The organism is Ruicaihuangia caeni (genome assembly GCF_029952955.1).
Taxonomy (GTDB): domain Bacteria; phylum Actinomycetota; class Actinomycetes; order Actinomycetales; family Microbacteriaceae; genus Ruicaihuangia; species Ruicaihuangia caeni.
On sequence record NZ_JASATX010000004.1, the window covers coordinates 1 to 23,340 of the forward strand.

Consider the following 23,340-nt stretch of genomic DNA (forward strand, 5'->3'; position numbering starts at 1 on the left):
GGCGACAGCGAAATGACAAACGCTCCGAACCCAAAATTGTGGGTTCGGAGCGTTCACGATGTCTTGAGACATCACATTTGTCGGGGTAACAGGATTTGAACCTGCGGCCTCGTCGTCCCGAACGACGCGCGCTACCAAACTGCGCCATACCCCGTCACCGCACGAGTGCGGCAACTTGTCAAGAATACCCGATGTCGGCCGGGGTCAGCGTCAGCAGCACAGCCTCGGGCGGACACGCGAACCGCACGGGCGCATAGATGCTCGTGCCGATGCCTGCCGAGACGTTCAGGTAGGAGGCGCCGCGGGCATGCCGCCACACGGTCAAACCCGACGCGAGCGAACGCGGTAGGTCGCAGTTCGTCACCAGTGCGCCCACTCCGGGCACGCACACCTGACCTCCGTGGGTGTGGCCGGCGAAGATGAGATCCGCACCCTGGGTGACGAACGAGTTCAGCACGCGTTGGTACGGGGCGTGCGTCACGGCGATCCGCACGGTCTCCGGCTTCATCGCGTCGTGCTGCCAGCCGACGTTCTCACGCATCTCATCGATCTCACGAGCCAGCCGATCAAGCCTGTCCCACCCGCGGTGCGCATCGGCTGTGCCGAAGAACTCGATGTTCGAGCCATTGATCGTCATCGCTCGAGCGGTGTTGTCGAGGCTGAGCCATCCGAGCTCGCCCTCGAAGAACTCGTCAAGCGGCGCGATGTCGAGTTCGGGTGAGCGCTCGCGCGACTTCGAGGGCCCGGTCAGGTAGCGCAGGGGGTTCTTCACGACGGGAGCGAAGTAGTCGTTCGAGCCGTGCACGAAGACTCCAGGGATGCCCTTGAACGGCTCAAGTGCACGCTTGACGCCGCTCAGGCCTTCCGCATGACCGATGTTGTCGCCCGTGTTCACAACGAGGTCGGGCTCCAGATGCACCAGCGACCGCACCCAGTCCTGCTTCGCACGCTGCCACGGAGCCATGTGGAGGTCGGCGATGTGCAGCACCGTCAGCGGCCGGGCGCCCGGGTCGAGCACCGGCAGCACCTCGTTGCGTACGCGGAACGCATTCCGCTCCACCGCCGTGGCGTAGGTCGCGACGCCCGCGCCGGCGGCGGTCAGCGCCATGGCGACCGCCCCCAACGAGGTGCCGAGGGTGCTCCTTCGCGTCACGGGCAGCCGGGGTCCTCGCCGTCGGCATCACTGATCACCGTCAGCGTGATAGCCGCGTCCTTGGTGGTGCCTGCGCCAGCGGCGGGGTCAGACGACTTCACGCGACACACCTGGCCCGGGGGCCCCTCCACGAAGCTGTAACTCACCCTCGACGCACTGAATCCCTCGGCGATCAGCGTGTTCAAGGCTTCATCGGTCTGTTGGCCGACGACATCCGGCATGGTCGCCTTCAGCGAGCCGTCACTGGTGTACACCGTGATGGTCGTTCCGCGAGGCACGCTGGCGCCTGCTCCGGGATCAGTCTGTGCGATGAGTCCCGCGTCGAGCGACGAGGCGATCGGTCCGCCGTCCTCGAAGTTGAACCCGAGGCTCTCGATGAGCTCACGCGCGCTGTCGACGCTCTGGCCGGTGAGGTCGGGCACCGGGGCGTTGTTGCCGGTCAGGAACGAACGGTTGGGCTCGGGCCAGTCGTTGCCGCCCCAGAAGGTCTGCCACTGGGTGTTCAACTGTCGTTGAACTGCGTGGCGCAGCCGGCTGCCGGCCATTCCGTTGATGTACGTGCGCGACATGGCTTGCGTGCCCTGCACGTTGCCGACCCAGGTGACACCGGCGATCGACGTCGTCGCGGTCGCGACCCAGGTCTGGTTGTAGGCATCCGTCGATCCGGTCTTGCCGAAGATCGGAACCGAGTTGTAGGGCCTCGACGCAACCGCGGTACCGCCGCCCATGAGGGTGCGCTTCATCGCGTAGATCATGGCGTCCGCGATCTCTGGATCGAGCGTCTGCCGGCAGTTCGGGTTTGGGACCTTGAGCTCCTCGCCATTCGGCGTCGTGACGCGGTCGATGCCGGTCGGCGTGCAGGTGAGACCGCGCGCCGAGATCGACGCGAACGCGTTGGCGATGGTGAGCGGCGCGAAGGTGTCATCGCTTCCGCCGATGACGCTCGCGAGCACGGTCATCATGTCTGAGCCGTCCTTCTCGCCGGTCGCCGTGTGCATGCCGAGTGAGGCGGCGGTGTCACGGATGTCGCAGATGTCGAGCTCCTGCGCCATATCGACGAACGCGTTGTTGTTCGAGGTGGCGGTTGCGTTGACGACATTCGTGTTCGTCGGCGACGAGCTGTCGTTCTTCGGCTTCCAATCGGCGCCGCCCATGGGCGAACCGCATCGGGTGAACGTGCTCTGCCGCCAGGTCTGCGGCTTGCCGGTCACCACTTCGTTCAGCCCGTGGCCGTCCTTCAGCCACTGACCGAGCGTGAAGATCTTGTAGATCGACCCGGGTTGGAATCCGCGCGAACCGCCGCGATCGTAATCGGTGCTGTAGTTCACGGCGCTCGTTCCGGGTCCGCCGCCGGCGGCGGTGTCGTTGAACGAGGTGTTCTGCGTCATGTAGATGATGCGACCGGTGCCCGGCTGCACCCCGACAGTGGACGACCCGAGCTGGAAGCGGTCGTCATACGAGGGCACCCACTGGCGCATGGTGGCCTCGGCGGTCGCTTGCGCGCCGATGTCGAGCGTCGTGTAGACGTCGTACCCCTTGCGGAAGGCCTGTCGGCGGTCGTCGGCGGTCTCGCCGAAGGCCGGGTCGTTGAGCAGCGTCTTGACGACGTAGTCGCAGAAGTACGGTGCGATGCTGGCCGCCATGCAGCCGTTGTTGAGCGGCGTGAGCGTCGGCTCGATCGGGGTCGCGATCGCTTCGTCGTACTGCGCCTGGTCGATCGACTTGTACTTCAGCATCTGGCCGAGGATGTAGTCACGACGGATCTTGTTGCGCTCGTAGTTGTCCGGGCTCTCGAGCGAGCGGGATGCCGGATACTGCACGATCGCGATCAGACTCGCCGCCTGCGCCGGGGTGAGGTCGGTCGCGTTCACGCCGAAGTAGCGCTGCGCTGCGGCCTGGATGCCATAGGTGGTGCCGCCGAAGTTAGCGATGTTGAGGTATGCCAGCAGGATCGTCTGCTTGTCGTAGCGCTTCTCGAGCCCGATCGCGAGCTTCATCTCTTTGAGCTTGCGATCCATGCTCGGCTCGACTGCCTCGGTGTACGCGGCCTTGCGCGCTTCGGGGTCCTCGAGCTGGTTCGCGGCTTCGATGTTGATGTTTCGGATCACCTGCATGGTGATCGTCGAGCCACCGCTCTCGACCTCGCCGGAGCGAACGTTTGACGCGAGCGCGCGCATGATCGACTGCATGTCGACGCCGCCGTGCTCGAAGAAGCGCGCGTCTTCGCCGTAGACCGCGGCATCCTTCGCGTACTGCGAGATTTCGTCCCAGCCCACCTCTTCACGGTTGGTCTCGAAGATCGTGGCGAAGGGCACGGGCTGGCCGCCCTGAGTGCCGTACAGCGTGACCTTCTGGGCGAGGTCGTCGCCGAGCGTCGCGTACTCCGGAAGTTCGTTGAAGATGCCAACAGCGTTGTTCGCAGTCATTCCGGTGACGGCGATCGCCGGTGTCACCATGATCGCCACGAGCAGCCCGGCGAGACCGCTGAATCCCAGCATGCCGAGGATGGCTCCGAGCACACCGGAGCGCCGTGATTCTTGGGCAGACATACGAGTAGGGTACGGGAAGAACCACGCCGCCTAGCTGAACGGAAGCCGCGCAATGCGCACTTGGGAATACCTCACTACGCCGTTGATCGTGCACAACACGACCGCAATTCTGAACAATTGGGGCGAACAGGGGTGGGAACTCGTGCAGGTCGTCACCGGCCCGGAAGGCGGACTCGTCGCCTACTTCAAGCGTGAGAAGGCGCAAGCATGATCGCTGAGCGGATGCGTGAGCTCGGCCTCGAGCTTCCGGCCGTCGTCACGCCGCTCGCAGCGTATGTGCCGGCAGTCGTAAGCGGCCACCTCGTCTTCACCGCCGGGCAGTTGCCGATGCGCGATGGCGCGCTGATGGCCACCGGCAAGGTCGGCGCCGAGGTGACGCCCGAGGTCGCGAACGAGTGCGCCCGGGTCGCGGCGCTGAACGCGCTTGCGGCCGTGCACGCGGCGATCGGTTCACTCGACCGCATCACCCGCATCGTGAAGGTCGTCGGGTTCGTGGCGTCTGTGCCGACGTTCACGGGACAGCCCGGCGTGATCAACGGCGCTAGCGAGCTGCTCGGCGAGATCTTCGGCGAGGTCGGCAAGCACGCGCGCTCTGCCGTCGGCGTGCCCGTGCTGCCGCTCGACGCTCCGGTCGAGGTCGAGCTCGTGGTCGAGTTCGCCTGAGCGCTCCGGCGGCTCGGCTCAAGCCCGCGAGGGGCAGATCGGCTCGCGCGTGCGAGCGGCACGCCCGCTCATACCCAGTACGACGAGGGGCGGATGCTGCGGGGTGATCCCCGAGCATCCGCCCCTCGTTTCGTATCCGCGCGTTACCCGCCCTTGCTGCCGGCCCGCGTCAGTGACCAACACTGGCGAGTGCTCCGTCGAGCGAGCGACCGGACGTCCATTGCCTCGCGGCTCAGTGCACCGTCGCCGTGATGACCGACATCACTGACGTGTCGGCGAGTGTCGTGGTGTCGCCGACCTCACGCCCTTCGGCGACGTCTTGCAGCAGACGACGCATGATCTTGCCCGACCGCGTCTTCGGCAGTTCGGTGACGATGTAGACCTTCTTGGGCCTCGCGATGGCACCGATCTGCTCGGCGACGTGCGCGCGCAGCAGCGCCGCGGCCTCGTCGTTGGTCTGCGCTTCGCTCTGCTTGGCACGCAGGATCACGAAGGCCACAACGGCCTGACCGGTTGTCTCGTCGGATGCGCCGACGACCGCCGCCTCGGCGACGATCGGGTGCGACACCAGCGCCGACTCGATCTCGGCGGTCGACAGGCGGTGGCCCGACACGTTCATCACGTCGTCGACCCGGCCGAGCAGCCAGATGTCGCCGTCCTCGTCGAGCCGCGCACCGTCGCCGGCGAAGTACATGCGTCGCTGCGGCGTGCCTTCGAAGTCGAACTTCTCCCAGTACGTCTCGATGAAGCGTTCCGGGTCGCCCCAGATGCCGCGGAGCATCGCGGGCCAGGGCTCGGTCGCAACCAGCAGGCCCCCGTTGCCGTTTCCTACGTGCTTGCCGTTGTCGTCGAGCACGTCGATCGCGATGCCAGGGATCGGCGTCTGGGCGCTGCCCGGCTTCGCTTCGGTGATGCCAGGCAGCGCGGAGATCATGATGGCGCCGGTCTCGGTCTGCCACCACGTGTCGACGACGGGCGTCTTGCCGCCACCGATGATGTCGCGGTACCAGATCCACGCCTCCGGGTTGATCGGTTCGCCGACCGAACCCAGCACGCGCAGTGACGAGAGGTCGAAGCGCTGCGGGTGTTCGCGGCCGATCTTCATGAACGAACGGATCGCCGTGGGCGCCGTGTAGAGGATCGACACCTTGTACTTCTCGATGATCTCCCACCAGCGACCCGGGTGCGGCGTGTCAGGGGTGCCCTCGTACATGACCTGCGTGGCGCCGTTCGCGAGCGGCCCGTAGACCACATAACTGTGTCCGGTCACCCAACCGATATCGGCGGTGCACCAGAACACGTCGGTCTCAGGGTGCAGGTCGAAGACGGCGCGGTGGGTGAACGACGCCTGGGTGAGGTAGCCGCCAGAGGTGTGGAGGATGCCCTTGGGCTTTCCAGTGGTGCCGGAGGTATACAGGATGAACAGCGGGTTCTCGGCCTCGAAGCCTTTCGCCTCGTGGTCGGCGTCGACCTGCGCGAGCTCCTCGTGCCACCACAGGTCGCGGCCCTCGGTCCAGTCGATCTCATTGCCGCCGCGCTTGACGACGAGCACGCGCTTGACCGATTCGCCGCCCCTTGCGAGCGCCGTGTCGACCGCCGGCTTGAGCGGGAACACCGAGCCCTTGCGGTAGCCGCCGTCGGCCGTGATCACGAGCTTCGCCTGCGCGTCTTCGATCCGCGAGCGCAGCGAGTCGGAGCTGAAGCCACCGAAGACGACCGAGTGCACCGCGCCGATGCGGGCAACAGCGAGCATCGCGATGACCGCTTCAGGAATCATCGGCAGGTAGATCGCAACGCGATCGCCCTGACGGATGCCGAGCGCCGTCAGCAGGTTGGCCGCACGCTTCACCTCAGCGGTCAATTCGGCGTACGTGATCGAGCGGCTGTCGCCGGGCTCGCCCTCCCAATGCAGCGCGACCCTGTCGCCGTGACCCGCCAGTACATGCCGGTCGAGACAGTTGTAGGCGACGTTGATGCGGCCGTCTGCGAACCAGCGGGCGAAGGGCGCGTTGGTCCAGTCGAGCACCTGCTCGAACTTGGTGTGCCAATGCAGAGCCCGCGCCTGCTCGGCCCAGAAGCCGAGACGGTCTTCCGCGGCGCGTTCGTAGAGCTCTGGAGTCGCGACCGCCTGGGCAGCGAACTCAGGGCTGGGCGCGAACCGCCGGTTTTCGTGCAGCAGCGTTTCGATCTGGGGAGCGTTCATGTGTACGAGATGGTCCTTGTCGATGCCACGGGCGGCCCGGATCGCCGTGTGTTGTCTTCATTGAACGGCTCCGATCCTATTCCGATCCGCTGACGAACGAGCAGCGCTCGCTGTCACTGACCGAAATGCTGCCGTGCCTCGATCGCTGAGTCGAAGGGCCGCCCACCAGCCCCGCGGCGCCCAGATTCCTCCACCACACAGCTGGCTGTGTACCTGCTCACAATGCCTGAAAGTGCTGATCGCGGCGGGATGCTGCGCGCTACACTGATGGCACCGAATCTCGATTCGGGTGCGGCGGAATCGATTCCCCCCAATCATCCGCAGCAGTGGCGGCGCCAGTTCCCCCCAACCGGCGCCGCCCCTCTCTTTAACTCGCGAGTCCGGGCTCACCTCGCGAGCTTGAACGCCTTGCAAGGCCGGCCTCCTCAGTTCCGTCCAGCCACCGGGCGTTCCCCACGTGCTGTGCAAGGGCTCCCTCGCATCGATGCGGTCGGCAGGCTCATGGCATGACTCTCAGCAGCGCCTCATCGACCGCACCACGGACTGGGGTCCCTCTCCGCGAAAGCTTGTCGAGCGATTCGCTCGCCGGTGGCGTCCCGTGGACGCCCGGCGCCAGCGGCTCCCCGCAACGCGCCGATCCGCGGTTCGTCGCGGTACCCCCGCCGGATGTGTGGATCGCCTCAGGAAACGTCCGCTCTGGGGCATCCCGCAGCGCGCCGTTCGCTGTACGCGAGGGACCGGGCGCGACGACACCGAGGGAATCTTTGTCGGTGCCGCTGCACGCGCCTGTGCCGGGCGACGAGGTGTTCGGCGCCCTCGCTTCGCTGCTGCGCGACGAGCGCATCACCGACATCGTGGCGAACGGTGCCGGCCCGGTGCTCGTCGATCGAGGCGATGGCTTCCACTCCGCAGGCGTCCATCTGGAAGAGCCAGAACTGCGCGCTCTCGCCGTGGCTCTCATCGCAGCGGGCGGGCGACACGTCGACGAAGCCAATCCCTGCATCGACGTTCGGCTCGGGGCCGGCATCCGCGTTCATGCCGTGCTCCCCGTGGTCTCGCCGTCGGGCACGCTGCTCTCGATCCGGGTGCCCGGCGGGCGACCTCCCGACCTCGCGACCCTCGAGGGTTCCGGATGCTTCGAGAAGGTGCCGCGAGAGCACGTGCAGGCGTTGGTCGATCGGCGCGCCAACGTGCTCATCACCGGCGCGGGCGGCGCGGGCAAGACGACGCTGCTCGCTGCGATGCTGAGCGCCGCGGCCCAGACCGAGCGGATCATCGCGGTCGAGGATGTGGCTGAACTCCGAGTGCAGCATCCGCACTTCGTGCCGCTCGAGGCTCGTCAGGCGAACCTCGAAGGCGCCGGTGCGATTGGGCTGTCGCGCTTGGTGCGCGAGGCATTGCGCATGCGACCCGACCGATTGGTGCTCGGTGAGTGCCGGGGCGCTGAGGTTCGCGAGCTGCTCGCCGCGCTGAACACCGGGCACGATGGCGGCGCCGGAACCCTCCACGCGAACTCGCTCGAAGACGTGCCGGCGAGACTCGAGGCGTTAGGGGCCCTCGCCGGCATGTCGGATCGCGCCATCGCACGGCAGACGGTGAGCGCCATCGATGCGGTGATCCACGTCGAGCGTCGCGGCGGCGCCCGAAAGATCGCGAAGCTGGGCTGCTTCGCCATCGACGGAGAGGGTCGGCTGACGATCGCCGAGCTGCGCGACCATCCGGGCGTGCCATGACCGACGCCTTGCCCTCCGCCGGCGTCAGCGATGCCCGCAGTCGGCCCTCCTCGCAGACGGCGCACGCGTCGCGCCGCCCTTCCACTACCGCCATTCGCCGCCACCGTCGCACCAGCGAGCAGCGCATCGACGGCATGGTCGATGCCGCACGTGTGGCTCAGCGCCTCGCGGTGTTCATGCGGGCCGGGCTGTCGCCCCGAGCGGCGTGGCATCACCTCGGCGACTCGCCGCTTCCGCGCGCCGTCTCGGCACGGCTGCAGCATCCGGGCGATATCGGTGCTGCAATCGACGACACGGTCGCGTCCATGGATGACGAGAGCCCAGAGGCCGTCGCCGCCTCTGCCATCGCGGTCTGCTGGGCAGTCGCTTCTCAAGCTGGGGCTCCACTCGCACCGGCCTTGAGCGCCATAGCGGACGGTCTCCGGGATGCCGCGGCCACCGAACGCGACATCGACGTGGCACTCGCCGGGCCGAAGGCCACGGCGAAACTCGTCACGCTGTTGCCGCTAGCAGGCATCGGGTTCGGCGCGGCCCTCGGGTTCGATACGATCGGCGTCCTCCTGGGCACGCCGGTCGGTCTCGTGTCCGCCCTGAGCGGCGTCGTCTTGATGATGCTCGGGCGCCGTTGGAGCAACCGTCTGGTGGAGCGTGCACAGCCCGCTTCGACATTGCCCGGACTTGCTCACGAACTGGTTGCGATCGCTCTCTCCGGCGGTGCCGCGCCGGCACGCGCGTTCGACACGGTGAGTGCTGAAGCGCGACGGCGAGGCATTCACCTCGAAGGGCTCGACTCGGTCTCGGAGGTGCTCGAACTCTCAGCGCGCGCCGGTGCTCCCGCTGCGCTGCTCCTGCGCGGCGATGCCACTGAGCGGCGGCTCGACCGACGCGCCGAGAGTCAGCGTCAAGCGGCAACCCTCGCCGTGCGGCTCATGCTGCCGATGGGCATCTGCGTGCTGCCCGCGTTCATGCTGCTCGGCGTCGTGCCGATGGTCATCACCGTCGTCGGTACCACGATGGGGGCCGGCGGGGTCGGGGCCTGAGTGATCCGCGGCGCCCGTGAAGCCCAGCGCTTCAGCTGACGAGCACTGCCAGGGGAAGGCCCTCGCACTCGTACCGCGTGAGCGTATCGCCCGCGTCACGCACTGGATCTCCCGTCGCGCGGTGCGGGTTGGTCGAAACGAGCACCCGTCCCACCGCGTTGATGACGGTGATCTCTTCCGTCTCTCCGCTCAGCAACGGCAGAAGCTCTCCCTCGACCGCGTCGAGCAGCACGTCCATGCCGTGCACGCCGATGAACTCGCCGCCCACGAACACGGGATACGCGACAGTGATCGTGTACTCATCGCTGCACAGATAGTCGACGTGCGGGCCCGCGATATGCGGCTTCCCCGTCGACACCGGGACGCGATACCACTCCAGTTCGCTGTAGTCGATGTGCTCCTTGCCGATGTTCTGCGCGGCGAGCTCGAGCTTCGAGTGGCGCGGACCCTGCCACCACGACAAGTGGCCGCTGGCGTCGTTGAGCAGGCCGATGGCGGCGATGAAGCCGGCGCCGTAGACGGTCACGCCGGCGCGATCGAAGAGTGCCTGCGCATAGGGCAGCACGATCGCGTCGAGCTTCGCCCGGGTGAGGGGCCCCTCAGCGCGGGCGCTGGCGACGTCGGCGGCGAGCTCTCGTGTGCCCTCGCCCAGCGCATCGACTCCGCGCTGGAAGAAGGCTGTCACGGTGTCGACTGCTGCCGGGGCATCAGTGGCCTGCAGCGCCTTCATGCGTCGCTCCCTTGTCCGACTCTGGCGATCAGCGAATGGTATCAACCGATAGCGGGGTCGTCACACCGCTGCGACGGTCGAGTCACGCGCGGTGCAGGCGCATCTGGTGGTCGATCAGCAGCGCGACCGAATCGCGCACGAAGGCATCGACCGCGGATGCTGCGGCATCCGCATCGCCCCGCTCCAGCGCGTCGAGCACAGCCAGCACGGCACGGCGCTGCTGTTCACGCGCGGAGGCGTCTTGCCCGATCAGGCCCAAGAATGGCGAGAACTCGGCCTGCAGCCGCATCTGCTCCCTGGTGAGCCGGGCCGACTGGCTGAGCGCCGCGATTTCGGTTTGCGCTTCATCCGCAGCCCGGCGCCACGCCTTCTCATCGGCGGCGTCGGCGTTGGCGAGTCGCTGCCTGATGCGCGCTACTTCGCTCGCATCGGCACGCGCGGCGGCGAGCCCTACACAGGCGCGCGTGATCGCGGAGTAGTGCGCGCCGAGATCGCGAAGTGCGACGCGCGACATCGCCCCAAGGCGCTTCGCCGTGAACTGCGCCGGATCCGCCGAGTCCGCGACGAAGCTGCCGCCGTTGCGCCCCCGCCTCGTGACGATCAGCCCGCGATCGCGCAGCGCGACGAGCGCCTCCCGCACCGTGACGGGTGCCACCCGCAGAGAACGCGCGAGAGCCGACTCGGACGGCAAGCGCTCGCCGGCGGGAATGAGACCGCCGGTGATCGCCTCGGCGATGCGCCGCTCCACGAGTTCCGCGCGGCCTTCGTCGCCGATCGGCAGGAACACAGCGCTCTGCATCCGCGAAGGCTGCGCCGCCGTGTCGTCTCGGCGGGCGCTGTGCTGCATTGCCCCATTGTCTCGCATCGCGCCTCCGGGCGACCTCTCGGCATGTGGCGCGCCGTCCTGCCGGCGCGCAATCAATACCTACGGAACCATAGGTCTTGCGCTCAAACCTATGGAACTATATCTTTGACCTCGCAGTCCCGACCAACGCCGTTCCAAGGAGTTCACGCACCATGTCCGTGACCGACACCGTCGCCGAACCGTCCGCCCCATCGAAGGCGAGTGGTACCGCCGGCCTGCAGACCTCCGGAGTCACCCTCCGGGGCGTCACGAAGCGATTCGGAGACTTCACCGCGGTCGCCGACCTCGATCTCGATGTGCGTCCGGGGGAGTTCTTCTCGATGCTCGGTCCCTCGGGTTCGGGCAAGACCACCGTGCTCCGCATGATCGCCGGCTTCGAGCCGGTGACCGAGGGAAGCATCTCCCTCGGCGGTGCGGATGTGACCGCGCTCGCGCCGTTCGACCGAGACGTGAACACGGTGTTCCAGGACTACGCCCTGTTCCCGCACCTCTCGATCGCCGACAACGTGGCCTACGGGCTCAAAGTGCGGAAAGTGGCCAAGGCCGAGCGCGCGCGGGCGGTCCAGCGCGCGCTCGAGCAGGTGCGGCTCTCGAGCGTCGCCGAACGCCTGCCGCACCAGCTCTCCGGCGGTCAGCGTCAGCGCATCGCGCTCGCTCGTGCCCTGGTGCTGAAGCCCAAGGTGCTGCTGCTCGACGAACCGCTCGGCGCACTCGACAAGCAGCTGCGTGAAGAGATGCAGGTCGAGCTCAAGCAGATTCAGCGCGAGGTCGGGATCACCTTCATCTTCGTCACCCATGACCAGGAGGAAGCCCTCACGCTCAGCGACCGGGTCGCCGTGTTCAACAACGGCAAGGTCGAGCAGGTCGGCTCGCCCGTCGAGGTCTACGAGCAACCCGCCACTGAGTTCGTCGCCGGGTTCCTCGGGGTGTCGAACCTCGTCGGCCCGGAGCACGCGTCGCGCATCGCCGGCATCGACCGGCTCATCAGCATCCGCCCTGAACGAGTGCGGCTGCTCCCGGCGGACGCGCAGCTGGCCTCCGACGAGGCCGGAGTCGCCGCCACCGTCGTCGAAACCGTCTACACCGGCGCGAACACGCGCACGATCGTCGAGACCGCCGAGGGGTTGCGTCTCATCGCGTCGCGCCAGAACGACCACCGTCCGGGCCTCTCTGCAGGCGCGCAGCGCGGCGATCGCGTGGTCGCGGCTTGGACGCGCGATCACGCGTCCGTCGTGCCGTGACCGGCCTCGTACTCAACCACCTGCCCACGCACCGAACACCAGCAATTGATCCGAAGAAGGAGCGATTCATGAAGAAGAAGCGGATGCTGCTTCCCGCCGTCGCGGCGGCAGCGGCTCTCGTACTCGCCGGCTGTGCCAGCGGCGACGACGCGCCAGGCGGCGACGTCGACGCCCCCGGCGGTCTGCAGATCGACGTGCCCGATGTGCCGATGCTCGAGAGCCTCGGCGAGGGTGAGGGCCAGGTCAACATCGTCGCGTGGAGCGGCTTCGTGGAGCCGGCCTGGAGCGACAAGTTCACCGAGGAGACGGGCTGCGTCGTGAACCGCCGAGTGGCCGGCACGAGCGACGAGATGGTGACGCTGATGCGCACGGGCGACTACGACCTCGTGTCCGCCTCGGGCGACGCCAGCCTCCGCCTCATCGCCGGCGGTGACGTCGCGCCGATCAACACCGAGCTCATCCCCAACTTCGGCGACGACATCGTCGAGGGCATGAAGGGCCAGATCTACGACACCATCAACGGCAAGAGCTACGGCATTCCGATCGGTCGTGGCGCGAACATCCTGCAGTACAACACCGAGGTCGTCACCGAGACGCCGACGAGTTGGGATGTCGTCTGGGAGGCCGACAGCCCCTACGCCGGCAAGATCACCGCATACGACGCGCCGATCTACATCGCGGATGCCGCGGTCTACCTCATGGCGCACCAGCCGGAGCTCGGCATCACCAACCCGTATGCGCTCGACGAGACGCAGCTCGCTGCCGCGGTCGACCTGCTCAAGCAGCAGAACGCCATCGTGAGCGAGTACTGGGGCGACCCCGCAGCGCAGATCACCTCGTTCGTCGGCGGCACCACCGTCGTGGGCACCTCGTGGGAGGTGCTGCGCAAGCTGTCGGGCGAAGACAAGCTCAAGGGAGTGCTCCCTGAAGAGGGCTCGACCGGCTGGTCAGATGCCTGGATGATCTCGTCGCAGTCACAGAACCCGAACTGCGCCTACCTCTGGATGGACTACACCAGCTCTCCCGAGGTCAACGGTGCCATCGCGATGAACTTCGGCATGGCGCCCGCCAACGCGGCGTTCTGCGAGTTGAGCGACGAGGCGGCGGCGCACTGCGAGGAGTTCAACGCCACCGACGAGGAGTACTTCAAGAACGTCTGGTTCTGGACCACTCCGATCGAGCAGTGCGTCGACGGCCGCAAGGACGTCACCTGCACGAACTTCCAGCAGTGGACGCAGGCCTGGCTGACCGTCAAGGGATGACAACCGCGGTGGGCCGGGGAGACCCGGCCCACCCCGCCGTCCGCGGCATCCGTTCGCAATCGATGAAGGAACATCAGTGACCACCACCGCGCCCGCCCGCGTCGACCGCTCGTCGACCGCCGGCACCAGGCCGCTGTCGACGATGCTGTATCGCCGGCCGCGCCTCCGGCTCGCAGGCCTGCTCGCCATACCGATGGTCTGGCTCGTCGGCGTCTACATCTTCTCGCTCGCGATGATGCTCGTCACCGCGTTCTGGGTGACCGATCCCTTCACCTCGAAGGTCAAGCCGGGCTTCACGCTCGACAACTTCGCGAGCATCTTCACCACCCCGGCCTACCTCGCGACGTCTCTGCGCACACTCGGCATCGCTCTCGCGGTGACAGTGGTGTGCGCGCTGTTCGCGGTGCCGCTCGGCATCTTCATGGCGAAGATCGCGTCGCCCTGGCTCCGAGGGGTGCTGGCCGTCGCCATCACCCTCCCGCTCTGGGCCGGCTACCTCGTGAAGATCCTTGCGATGCGCATCACCTTCACCGAAGAGGGCTTCTTCAACTGGGCCCTCGCGCCGCTCGGCATCACGGGCCCAGGGTTCAGCATCGTCACGGTGATCCTCACCCTCACCTACCTCTGGTTCCCGTACATGGCCGTGCCGGTCTACACGGCGATCCGCCAGATCCCGGTGAACCTCTTCGACGCGTCGGCCGATATGGGCGCGAAGAGCTGGACCACGATCCGCACGGTCGTGCTGCCGCTCATCAAGCCGGCCCTGCTTGCGGGCTCGATCTTCACCTTCTCATTGAGTCTCGGCGACTTCATCGCCGCCCGCTTCGTCGGCGGATCGACGCAGATGATCGGCAGCATCATCGCCTCCAACATCAACCTCAATCCGCCCATGGCCGCGGCCTTCTCGGTCGTGCCGATCGTCTTCGTGCTGCTGTACCTCTTCGCCGTGCGCAAGTCGGGCGCGCTGCGCAACCTCTAGGAGCCCGCCATGTTGAGACTCTCCCGCGGTGCGAAGATCGGGCTCGGCGCGATCGTCGCGGTCGTGCTGATCTTCATGTACACGCCGCTCGCGCTCGTCGTGATGAACTCGTTCAACGCTGCGCGCATCGCGAGCTGGCCGATCAAGAACGTGTCGCTCGAGTGGTGGGGGGTGGCGTTCACCAGCCAACCGATCCGCGACGCCCTCTGGAACTCGGTGGTCGTGGCGTCTGGCGCCACCCTCATCGCCATGCTGCTCGGCACCCTCGTGGCCTTCGCCTTGCAGCGCTACTCGTTCTTCGGCAAGGAGACGGTCAACCTCCTCGTCATCCTCCCGATCGCGCTGCCCGGAATCGTGACGGGTGTTGCGCTGAGCAACACCTACAACTCGATCCTCGAGCCGATGGGCATCCATCTTGGGTACTTCGGCATGATCGTCGCGCACGCCACGTTCTGCATCGTCATGGTGTTCAACAACGTGCTCGCGCGCCTGCGCCGCATGAGCCCGAACCTTCAGGAAGCGTCGATGGACCTCGGGGCGGGCCTCTGGCAGACCTTCCGGCTCGTGACCTTCCCGCAATTCCGCACGGCCTTCATCGCCGGGGCGCTGCTCGCCTTCGCGCTCAGCTTCGACGAGGTCGTCGTGACCATCTTCACCGCCCCACCAGGCGTCGATACGCTGCCGCTCTGGATCATGAACCAGATGGGCCGCCCCAACCAGGCGAGCGTGGTGAACGTGGTCGCAACCGTCGTGATCCTCGCCTCCCTCATCCCGGTGTGGCTCTCGCAGCGACTCAGCCGGGCCGAAGAGGGCCGCTGAGGAAAGACCGCAGGGTTCGACGGATGCCGGGGGCCGTCTGTGCTGTCATCCTGGTGGCATGCACGCCGGTCGCCGCGCATCCGAACGCAGTCCGAGGGTCGCGGTAACGCCCAGTGGTCGCCCGCGGTTCGTGCTCGTGCACGGCTCGCGACTGTCGAGCACGCAGTGGCGCCCGCAGGTGCCGCTGCTCGAGCGGGCCGGCCCCGTTGCGTTGGTCGACCTTCCCGGGCACGGGAGCCGGTCGAAGGAGCCTTTCACACTCGACCGGGCGGCAGAGGTCATCGCCGAAGCAGTGGCCGAAGCCTCCTCCGACGAAGCGGTAGTGCTCGTGGGGCACTCGCTCGGCGGCTACGCGGCCATGACCTATGCGGCCCGGCATCCGAAGTCCCTGGCCGGACTCGTGCTCGCTGGCAGCAGCGCCACGCCAGTCGGGGCTGGAGCGGCCGTGTACCGATGGGTCGCGCGGGTCACCGACCGGCTGGGCGAGCAACGCATGACGCGCATCAACAATCGGGTGCTGCGCCGCCTGTACCGGCCGGAGCTGATCGAGCCGGTGATCGCGGGCGGCTATTGGTTCGCGCCCACGCCGGCCGCCTGGCGCGAGGTGATGGAGCGGTGCCGGCCTTCGATGCTGTGGGCCGTCGAGTGCCCCGTGCTGCTGCTCAACGGGCGGTTCGACCAGTTCCGGGTGGGTGTCAGGGACTACCTGCGGGCCTGCATCGACGGTCGCGCCGAGACCATCCCGAGGGCTGGGCACTTCTCGAATCTCGACCGGCCCGAGGCGTTCGCAGCGGCGGTCATGCGATTCGCCGACGAGGTGACCACGCCCTCGGGCAGCGAGACGCGGGTGACTGACCGACGGCCACAACGATCACTTTCTCACGAGCTCGTACACGATGATTCGATTGACCGGTATTGATTGGCGAACGTTGAAGCCGAGGGAGCGCACGGCGTCGACCTCAGCCTGATTCCGGCCGCGCTCGAGCACCCACACCCTGTCATAGCCGGCGAGTCTCTTCAGCGTCTCAGGCAGCGTCGCGACCTCGTCCCACAACCAGTCCCGAGCGAAATAGGGCACCTCGAGCGCCACATCGTGCACGCCCGCGAACTGCTCAGGGTAGAGGTCGATCGCGAGCCGTGGGCGTTGGGCGAACCTGGTCGTCTCATCGAAGACGATCGCGTCACCAGGCTGCGCATGCGCCGCCACGGCGGCTGCGGTCTGCCTGAAGTCAGCACCGCCGGCCTTCGAGAACGGGGTCCGCTGCGTCATGTACACCGGCGCCACCGCGATCACAATCGCTGCCACGAGCGCGGCTGTCACATACTCCGCGCGACGAGGGTGCAGGCGCTTCGCCAGCGCTCGGCGAACGCCTTCGATGCCGATGGCCATGAGCATCGCCACCGCCGGTGCCGAGAACGCGGTGTACCGGAGGTTGTACATGGGTGTGACGAGTGCGTTCCCGATCAGCAGGACCACCGTGGGCAGAAGCGCCCAGATCGCCGCGATCGCGCACGCGGGGCGCAGTTCGCTCCATCGCGACGCGGCCGCTGCCGCTGCCACCATGAGCGCCCAGGCGAGTATCGCGAACCACACGGCGAAGTCGAACCACTGACCGGCGAGCGCTGAGGCAGCCGTGGCGTACTCGCGCTCCGCCAGGAACGCGATCTGAAAGCGCTGCGAGACGGCCAGCATGATGAACGGGAGTGAGAGCACCAAGGCCACGCTCGATGCCGATAGCCACCGGACCATCACCGATCTCGGCGCGCGAAGCAGCAGGAGCATCGCGAACTGCACCGGCCATAGCAGCACCAGGTACACGAACAAGTGAACGGAGACCGCCGAGGCGAAGGCGAACGACGCCCATCCTGCGATGCTCCGACTGCGTCGCTGCGCGAGGTGCACCAGCAGCACCATGAGCCAGACGGATGCCGCGATGACCATGCCATACGAGCGCGTCTCGGCGCCATACCGCGTCACCACCGGCAGGACCGCGAACACGGCGCCCGAGACCAGGCCGAGTCTGGGACCGAGCAGACGGTTCGCGAGCACCACCACGCCCGCTGCCGCGAATCCGACAGCGACCGTGCTCGGAAAGCGCGTGGCGAACTCGCCGGTGCCGAACACGCCCGTCCAGACTTGCAGGAACGAGTAGTAGAGACCATGCACCGCGTCGATCCGCAGCAGCAGCGCGAGCAGTGCAGGGAACGGACGCTGCGTGGCGAGGATGCTGGCAGCTTCATCCCCCCAGTACGACGGGATTCCCGAGCCTGACGCGGCGAGCCCGAAGCCGAGGGCCCCGATCGACACGGCAGTGATTGCCACGGACGGCCTTGTGCCGGGCCCGCGCGCCTTTCCGCTCGCGCCAGAGCGAACGGCCGACGAACGATCCGCTTGCGTGGCGGCACCTCCACTCCGAGCAGCCGGCGAAATCGACGCACCGCTCGACGCGGCACCGGATCACCTCCGGATCGAGTCACCAGGAGCGAGAGGCGCTTCGAGTTCGAGGCCGATGGTACCGCCGAGGCATCTCGCGCGCCGCGCTCTCCCGGGGTCTGCAGGCCCGGATCTGCGGGGGCTTCTGCCGCCGTGAGTTCAATGAAGCGCGCCGAGAAGCCCGACCGATGGTGTGACGCCCGCGCTCGGTGCGCTACTGCTCGGCCGGGTACGTGATGGTGGTGCCGTCCACGACCGCGAAGGGCGTGACTTTCTCCGCGCGCCAATCGGTGTCGCTGAAGATGTCGCGAACCTCGACGCCGCGCACGAGCAGCGCATCGCCCACCATCGACCGATGGCAGCGCCACGGCACCGCCTCGGCGCACATGATCGCAGTGCGCTTCTCGGATGCCGCGCGCATGAGTTCGGCGATGCCCTCGGCGAACTCGGATGTCTGCATGTAGTCGGCGTAGCCGCGAAAGCTGGCGTTGCGCCAACCCGCATTGACCGTCGAGTCCTTCTTGGCGTGCCGCAGGCCTCCCAGCGCGCTGAAGTGCCGGTAGTCGATCCCGCGGGCGGGCAGGGTGCGACTCAGATTGTCGATATGGAACTGCGGCGTGTGCCTTGACTTCGGCACCGTTCGCACGTCGGCGAGCAGTTCGATCTCGTAGGCGTGCAGCGTTTCGAGGAACTCCGCTTCTGTGCGGGTGGAGTGGCCGATGGTGTACACGATCATGGTGCATCGAACCTACGTCCCCGGAGCGTCCGGTGCGTCGCCGAGCCAGGTTCTCGCCGCGTCCTCCACCACCCGCATGGTGCGAGCGAACGATCGCGGTCTGCGCCGCTGACCGATCGCCGGTGCGGAGCTACCGCCATGGTGGAGGCACTCGTGCCCCGACCCCAAGGAAGCGCACATGTATGGTTCCAGGCTCTCCATCGCCGCTCGACGTCTGCTCGTCCGTCTCCGCCACCTGCGCCGGCTCGAGTCGCAGCAGCGCTTGCCGCTCAAATCTCGACGCGTCTCAAGGGCTTGCGCGAGCGAGAAGCACCGGCTCAGCGTGAGGATGCCGCTTCGACTCGTGACCGAGCAGCGCGGCGCCGCGACCGCCGAATACGCCATCGCGACGATGGCGGCGGTCGGGTTCGCGGGTCTCTTGGTCGTGATCATGCGCTCCGATGAGGTGCGCGGCATCCTGACCGAACTCGTGCGGAATGCGCTCTCCTTCTCTGGGTGAGGGCAGTGGGTGGCGGCGACTCGGCGACCGGCCTGTCACCGATCGCGGAGCCGTCGCGGCGGAATTCGTCGCCGTGATGCCTGCGGTGATCGTCATGCTCCTGGTGCTGCTCACGCTCTCGCAGTACGGGGTGACGCAATTGCGCTTGCAAGACGCCGCGGCGGTGGCGGTGAGGGCGGTCGTACGCGGAGACCCTGTGCCTGATGCGCACGAGGGGCACCGCCTCGAGGTGGCGACGCGCGATGGGTTGGTCTGCGTTCGAGCATCAGCGGCACCGCAAGGAGTCACGCGTGTGCTGCCCATGCCGTCGCTCTCGGCTGAGTCGTGCGCAAGCAAGTCGGCGCTGTGACGGGGGCGGACCGGGGCGCCGTGACAAGGGCGTACCTCTATATATGGGTGGCGATGCGTTGGCGCGATGAGCACGGTGCGGGCTCGGTGCTCGCGGTGGCGCTTGTCGCGGTGCTGGCCGGCATCCTGTCGCTCCTCGGACCCCTCGCCTCGGCGTATGCCGCGAAGCACCGCGCAGGGCACGCCGCAGATGCCGCAGCGCTGGCAGCCGCCGATGTGGCACGCGGCATCGCGCCCGGGCACCCGTGCGAGACTGCCGCCGCCCTCGCAGCAGCGCATGGGGGTGCCCTGAGCGGCTGTCTGCAAGAAGGCTTCGTCGTCACGGTACGTGTGTCGGTTCCGGTGCTGGGCCTCGCCGTGCTCCCGCTCGCGGCGCATGCTGTCGCAACGGCCGGGCCTCCCGGGTAGCGGTTCCGCCCCAGCACCGTGGCATGACCGGCGGGAGGTTGCCGAGACGGAGCCAGACGAGAAGCGGCTCGCCCTCGGGGCGACTGACCAGCGTCTGACCGTACACTTCGATTCGTCGGCGACTCGGTCTCTGCATGTATCGTGTGCCTGACATTGCGGCTGGATCGACCAGCGGAGAAACACGAGCAGGGAGCACAGTGCCAGGCAAGAAACTGGTCATCGTCGAGTCGCCGGCGAAGGCGAAGACGATCGCCCAATACCTTGGCGACGAATACGAGGTGCAGGCCTCCGTCGGGCATATCCGCGATCTGATCGAGCCGAAGAACCTTCCCGCCGAGCTCAAGAAGGGCTCGCTCGGCAAATTCAGCGTCGACGTCGACAACGATTTCGAGCCCTACTACGTGGTCTCCGAGGGCAAGAAGCAGACCGTCACCGCGCTGAAGAAAGCCCTGAAAGACGCGGACGAGCTCTACCTCGCAACCGATGAAGACCGCGAGGGCGAAGCCATCGCCTGGCACCTGCTGCAGGTGCTCAAGCCCAAGGTGCCCGTGAAGCGCATGGTGTTCCACGAGATCACCAAAGAGGCGATCGAACGCGCTCGCGAGGCGACCCGCGAACTCAACACCTCGCTCGTCGACGCTCAGGAGACCCGGCGCATCCTCGACCGGTTGTACGGTTTCGAGGTCTCGCCTGTGCTCTGGCGCAAGGTCGGTCCCGGTCTTTCCGCAGGCCGTGTGCAGTCGGCGGCGACGCGTCTGGTGGTCGACCGCGAACGCGAGCGGCTCGCCTTCGTCGCTGCCAGCTACTGGGGGCTCACCGCTCAGCTCGCGCCCCAGGCATCCGCCGGCTCCAAGTTCACCGCGCGCCTGACCAGGCTCGATGGCGAGCGCATCGCGACCGGCGCCGACTTCGACGACAAGGGCGTGCTGAAGCAGGGCGTCCGCGCCCTTGACGAGACCACGGCCGAGGCGCTCGCTGCGGCGTTGCGCGCTCCGGGCGTGCCCATTTCGGTGTCGGGCCTGCGCCGGAAGGACCTCACCCGCCGCCCGGCGGCGCCCTTCACCACGTCGACCCTCCAGCAGGAGGCGGCGAGGAAGCTCCGCTTCACTTCGCGCATCACCATGAGCACCGCTCAAGCGCTGTATGAGAACGGGTACATCACCTACATGCGCACCGACTCGGTGTCGCTCTCGAAGCAGGCCACCGAGGCCGCTCGCAATCAGGCGCGTTCGCTCTACGGTGCTGAGACGGTTCCCGAGAAGCCCCGCGTCTACACCGGCAAGAGCAAGAACGCGCAGGAGGCGCACGAGGCGATCCGTCCGGCTGGCGACACGTTCCGCACACCGGCGGAGCTGCGCGGCGTCTTGAGCCCGGACCAGTGGAAGCTGTACGACCTCATCTGGAAGCGCACCGTCGCGAGCCAGATGGCCGACGCGAAGGGCTTCACGGCATCCGTCGACATCACGGCCGAGGTCGCTCAGGCCGGTGCGGATGCCTCGAAGCGCTCGATCGCCGAATTCGTGGCCTCGGGCACGGTCTTCACCTTCATGGGCTTCAAGCTCGCCTATGAAGAGGGCAATGACGACGAGCAGAGCGCCGATGCGACCGAGGCGAAGCTGCCGCAACTCGCTGAGGGCGAGGCGCTCGCGCTGGACGCCGTGGAGGCGAAGGGCAGCGAGACCCGCCCGCCCGCTCGCTACACCGAGGCGAGCCTCATCAAGGCGCTCGAGGAGATCGGCGTCGGCCGGCCCTCGACCTACAGCGCCATCATCTCCACGATCGTCGACCGCGGCTATGTGGTGCCGAGGGGCGGCGCCCTCGTACCCGGCTGGATCGCCTTCAGCGTGGTGCGACTGCTCGAGGAGTACTTCGGCGACCTCGTGCAATACGACTTCACCGCCGCAATGGAAGAGGACCTCGACCGCATCGCGCGCGGCGAGGAGGATCGCGTCGACTGGCTTCGCGGCTTCTACTTCGGCAACGACGACCACCGCGGGCTTCGAACCGTCATCGACAACCTCGGAGAGATCGACGCTCGCGAGGTCAACTCGACCCACATCACCGACGACATCGTGCTGCGCATCGGGCGCTACGGTCCGTACCTCGAAGTGGCGGATGCCGAGGCGGAGACGCCGCGGCGGGTGAACCTGCCGCAAGACCTCGCACCCGACGAGCTCACCCCCGAGAAGGCGCGAGAACTCATCGAGGCTCCCGTCACCGGCGACCGCGTGCTCGGCATCGACCCCGAGACCGGCAAGCAGATCGTCGCCAAGGACGGCCGCTTCGGCCCGTACGTCACCGAGGCCGAGGCCGAAGCGGCGGAGGAGGCAGCATCGGCGAGCCCCACCGCGGGTGAGACGGACGCGGCATCCGAATCGGCCAAGAAGGGAAGACGCAAGAAGGCTGCGGCACCCAAACCGCGGACGGCGTCGCTCTTCAAGTCGATGAGCGTCGACACGATCGACCTCGAGACGGCGCTTCGACTGCTGCGCCTGCCGCGCGTGGTCGGCACCGACCCCGAGTCGGGCGATGAGATCACGGCGCAGAACGGCCGGTACGGGGCCTACCTCAAGAAGGGCACCGATACTCGCTCGCTCGACGACGAGGACCAGATCTTCAGCATCGACCTCGAGGGCGCCCTCGAGCGCTTCGCGCAGCCGAAGTACGGTGCGCGACGGGCAGCGAGCGCGTTGAAGGAGTTCGACGCCGACCCTGTCAGCGGCAAGCCGATCAAGGTGCGCGATGGCCGCTTCGGGCCGTACGTGACCGACGGCGAGACGAACGCGACAATCCCCAAGAGCGAGTCGGTCGACAGCATCGACTTCGACCGCGCCGTGCAATTGCTGGCGGAGAAGCGCGCCAAGGGGCCGGCCAAGAAACCGGCGAAGAAGGCTGCGGCATCCAAGACCACAGCCAAGAAGACCACGGCGAAGAAGACGACGGCGAAGACGACCACGACGAAGGCTGCCGCGCCCAAGAGCGCGGCGAAGAAGTCCGAATAGTGCGCGGGCTGTTCATCACGCTCGAGGGCGGGGACGGGGCCGGCAAGTCGACTCAACTGGCCCACCTCGCTCAGTGGCTCCGGTCGCTCGGACGCGACGTCGTCGAGACGCGCGAACCCGGCGGCACGGAGGTGGGGGAGGCCCTGCGCGATATCGTGCTGCACCACCGCGGGCACATCGATCCGCGTGCCGAGGCGCTCATCTACGCGGCCGACCGGGCGCACCACATCGCCACGAAGGTCCGACCGGCCCTCGAGCGTGGAGCCGTAGTGCTGCAGGACCGATACCTCGACTCGTCGGTCGCCTATCAAGGCGCGGGTCGCGTGCTCGACGCCGGCGAGATCCGTTCGCTGTCGCTGTGGGCCACCGGGGGCCTCATGCCAGACCTCACGGTGCTGCTCGACATCGACCCGAGGGCCGGGCGGGCGCGTCTCGAGGGCAAGCGGTTCGACCGTCTCGAGACCGAGGCGATCGAGTTCCACCAGCGCGTGCGCGAGGCCTACCTGGCGCTGGCCGCGGATGAGCCGACCAGGTTTCTCGTGCTTTCCGCCGCCGACCCGATCGGGACACTTGCCGACAGCATCCGCGCGCGCGTCGAAACGCTGCTCTGAGTTCCGGCAGACGCCGCACCGCGCACCGCAGCGCGGAGGCGGTCTTCTGGCGATCGGTTGTCAGC

20 protein-coding genes, 1 tRNA gene and 1 pseudogene are annotated in these 23,340 nt (G+C 67.4%); 14 read left to right on the forward strand and 8 right to left on the reverse strand.

Annotated elements, in window-relative coordinates; all coding sequences use genetic code 11:
- Nucleotides 1-80 precede the first annotated feature (80 nt).
- The 3 genes from QF206_RS09790 to QF206_RS09800 all read right to left on the reverse strand — a co-directional run bounded on the left by QF206_RS09790 (nucleotide 81) and on the right by QF206_RS09800 (nucleotide 3,702).
- Nucleotides 81-154 (reverse strand) — tRNA-Pro (locus QF206_RS09790).
- A gap of 24 nt (nucleotides 155-178) precedes the next feature.
- Nucleotides 179-1,108 (reverse strand): metallophosphoesterase, encoded by a 930-nt coding sequence (locus tag QF206_RS09795; protein ID WP_422785386.1) that lies wholly within the window; start codon nucleotides 1,106-1,108, stop codon nucleotides 179-181.
- A 41-nt stretch (nucleotides 1,109-1,149) separates the two neighbouring features.
- Complete coding sequence (locus QF206_RS09800; RefSeq protein WP_281489048.1) at nucleotides 1,150-3,702, reverse strand: transglycosylase domain-containing protein; 2,553 nt, start codon at nucleotides 3,700-3,702, stop codon at nucleotides 1,150-1,152.
- Nucleotides 3,703-3,754: 52 nt separating this feature from the next.
- Between QF206_RS09800 and QF206_RS09805 the strand changes: the two are divergent.
- Both QF206_RS09805 and QF206_RS09810 read left to right on the forward strand, forming a co-directional pair.
- Nucleotides 3,755-3,895: pseudogene (locus tag QF206_RS09805) on the forward strand (DUF4177 domain-containing protein); the annotation flags it as partial.
- Nucleotides 3,896-3,909: 14 nt separating this feature from the next.
- Nucleotides 3,910-4,365 carry a RidA family protein gene (locus QF206_RS09810; protein ID WP_281489050.1) on the forward strand — a complete coding sequence of 152 codons (456 nt, stop codon included), beginning with the start codon at nucleotides 3,910-3,912 and terminating at the stop codon, nucleotides 4,363-4,365.
- A gap of 232 nt (nucleotides 4,366-4,597) precedes the next feature.
- Here the strand turns inward: QF206_RS09810 and acs are convergent, their stop codons facing one another.
- The gene (acs, locus tag QF206_RS09815) at nucleotides 4,598-6,568 is read right to left on the reverse strand and encodes an acetate--CoA ligase (protein ID WP_281489051.1); all 1,971 of its coding nucleotides are present in this window, start codon (nucleotides 6,566-6,568) and stop codon (nucleotides 4,598-4,600) included.
- Nucleotides 6,569-7,338: 770 nt separating this feature from the next.
- Here acs and QF206_RS09820 point away from each other — a divergent pair.
- Together QF206_RS09820 and QF206_RS09825 are read left to right on the forward strand one after the other, a co-directional pair.
- Nucleotides 7,339-8,301, forward strand: a complete 963-nt coding sequence (locus tag QF206_RS09820; protein WP_281489052.1) for a TadA family conjugal transfer-associated ATPase — start codon at nucleotides 7,339-7,341, stop codon at nucleotides 8,299-8,301.
- Nucleotides 8,298-9,341 (forward strand): type II secretion system F family protein, encoded by a 1,044-nt coding sequence (locus QF206_RS09825; RefSeq protein WP_281489053.1) that lies wholly within the window; start codon nucleotides 8,298-8,300, stop codon nucleotides 9,339-9,341. Before QF206_RS09820 ends, QF206_RS09825 begins: the two co-directional genes overlap by 4 nt.
- 31 nt (nucleotides 9,342-9,372) lie before the next feature.
- Here the strand turns inward: QF206_RS09825 and QF206_RS09830 are convergent, their stop codons facing one another.
- Both QF206_RS09830 and QF206_RS09835 read right to left on the reverse strand, forming a co-directional pair.
- On the reverse strand, nucleotides 9,373-10,071 hold the full coding sequence (locus tag QF206_RS09830; protein WP_281489054.1) for a cache domain-containing protein: 699 nt from the start codon (nucleotides 10,069-10,071) through the stop codon (nucleotides 9,373-9,375).
- Nucleotides 10,072-10,153: 82 nt separating this feature from the next.
- Nucleotides 10,154-10,918 carry a FadR/GntR family transcriptional regulator gene (locus QF206_RS09835; RefSeq protein WP_281489055.1) on the reverse strand — a complete coding sequence of 255 codons (765 nt, stop codon included), beginning with the start codon at nucleotides 10,916-10,918 and terminating at the stop codon, nucleotides 10,154-10,156.
- A 170-nt stretch (nucleotides 10,919-11,088) separates the two neighbouring features.
- Here QF206_RS09835 and QF206_RS09840 point away from each other — a divergent pair, with 170 nt between their 5' ends.
- The 5 genes from QF206_RS09840 to QF206_RS09860 all read left to right on the forward strand — a co-directional run bounded on the left by QF206_RS09840 (nucleotide 11,089) and on the right by QF206_RS09860 (nucleotide 16,156).
- A complete protein-coding gene (locus tag QF206_RS09840; protein WP_281489056.1) occupies nucleotides 11,089-12,177 on the forward strand; it encodes an ABC transporter ATP-binding protein in 1,089 nt (362 codons plus the stop codon).
- A 68-nt stretch (nucleotides 12,178-12,245) separates the two neighbouring features.
- On the forward strand, nucleotides 12,246-13,439 hold the full coding sequence (locus tag QF206_RS09845) for an extracellular solute-binding protein (protein ID WP_281489057.1): 1,194 nt from the start codon (nucleotides 12,246-12,248) through the stop codon (nucleotides 13,437-13,439).
- A 76-nt stretch (nucleotides 13,440-13,515) separates the two neighbouring features.
- Nucleotides 13,516-14,418, forward strand: coding sequence for an ABC transporter permease (locus QF206_RS09850; RefSeq protein WP_281489058.1), 903 nt, complete (start codon nucleotides 13,516-13,518; stop codon nucleotides 14,416-14,418).
- 9 nt (nucleotides 14,419-14,427) lie between these two features.
- Nucleotides 14,428-15,237, forward strand: coding sequence for an ABC transporter permease (locus QF206_RS09855; RefSeq protein WP_281489059.1), 810 nt, complete (start codon nucleotides 14,428-14,430; stop codon nucleotides 15,235-15,237).
- A 58-nt stretch (nucleotides 15,238-15,295) separates the two neighbouring features.
- A complete protein-coding gene (locus QF206_RS09860) occupies nucleotides 15,296-16,156 on the forward strand; it encodes an alpha/beta fold hydrolase (RefSeq protein ID WP_281489060.1) in 861 nt (286 codons plus the stop codon).
- Here the strand turns inward: QF206_RS09860 and QF206_RS09865 are convergent.
- Nucleotides 16,109-17,560 (reverse strand): glycosyltransferase family 39 protein, encoded by a 1,452-nt coding sequence (locus QF206_RS09865; protein WP_281489061.1) that lies wholly within the window; start codon nucleotides 17,558-17,560, stop codon nucleotides 16,109-16,111. The two genes, QF206_RS09860 and QF206_RS09865, sit on opposite strands and share 48 nt — an antisense overlap.
- A 325-nt stretch (nucleotides 17,561-17,885) precedes the next feature.
- Complete coding sequence (locus QF206_RS09870; RefSeq protein ID WP_281489062.1) at nucleotides 17,886-18,407, reverse strand: DUF488 domain-containing protein; 522 nt, start codon at nucleotides 18,405-18,407, stop codon at nucleotides 17,886-17,888.
- Nucleotides 18,408-18,735: 328 nt separating this feature from the next.
- Between QF206_RS09870 and QF206_RS09875 the strand changes: the two genes are divergently transcribed.
- From QF206_RS09875 to tmk, 5 genes are all read left to right on the forward strand, one after another.
- A complete protein-coding gene (locus QF206_RS09875) occupies nucleotides 18,736-18,906 on the forward strand; it encodes a DUF4244 domain-containing protein (protein WP_281489265.1) in 171 nt (56 codons plus the stop codon).
- A complete protein-coding gene (locus QF206_RS09880; RefSeq protein WP_281489063.1) occupies nucleotides 18,884-19,255 on the forward strand; it encodes a TadE family protein in 372 nt (123 codons plus the stop codon). Before QF206_RS09875 ends, QF206_RS09880 begins: the two co-directional genes overlap by 23 nt.
- Complete coding sequence (locus QF206_RS09885; protein WP_281489064.1) at nucleotides 19,231-19,662, forward strand: Rv3654c family TadE-like protein; 432 nt, start codon at nucleotides 19,231-19,233, stop codon at nucleotides 19,660-19,662. Before QF206_RS09880 ends, QF206_RS09885 begins: the two co-directional genes overlap by 25 nt.
- A gap of 197 nt (nucleotides 19,663-19,859) precedes the next feature.
- Nucleotides 19,860-22,664: a type I DNA topoisomerase gene (topA, locus tag QF206_RS09890; RefSeq protein ID WP_281489065.1), complete on the forward strand. Its 2,805-nt coding sequence runs from the start codon at nucleotides 19,860-19,862 to the stop codon at nucleotides 22,662-22,664.
- On the forward strand, nucleotides 22,661-23,275 hold the full coding sequence (gene tmk, locus QF206_RS09895; protein ID WP_422785387.1) for a dTMP kinase: 615 nt from the start codon (nucleotides 22,661-22,663) through the stop codon (nucleotides 23,273-23,275). The genes topA and tmk overlap by 4 nt, the downstream gene beginning before the upstream one ends.
- The last annotated feature ends 65 nt before the right edge of the window (nucleotides 23,276-23,340 follow it).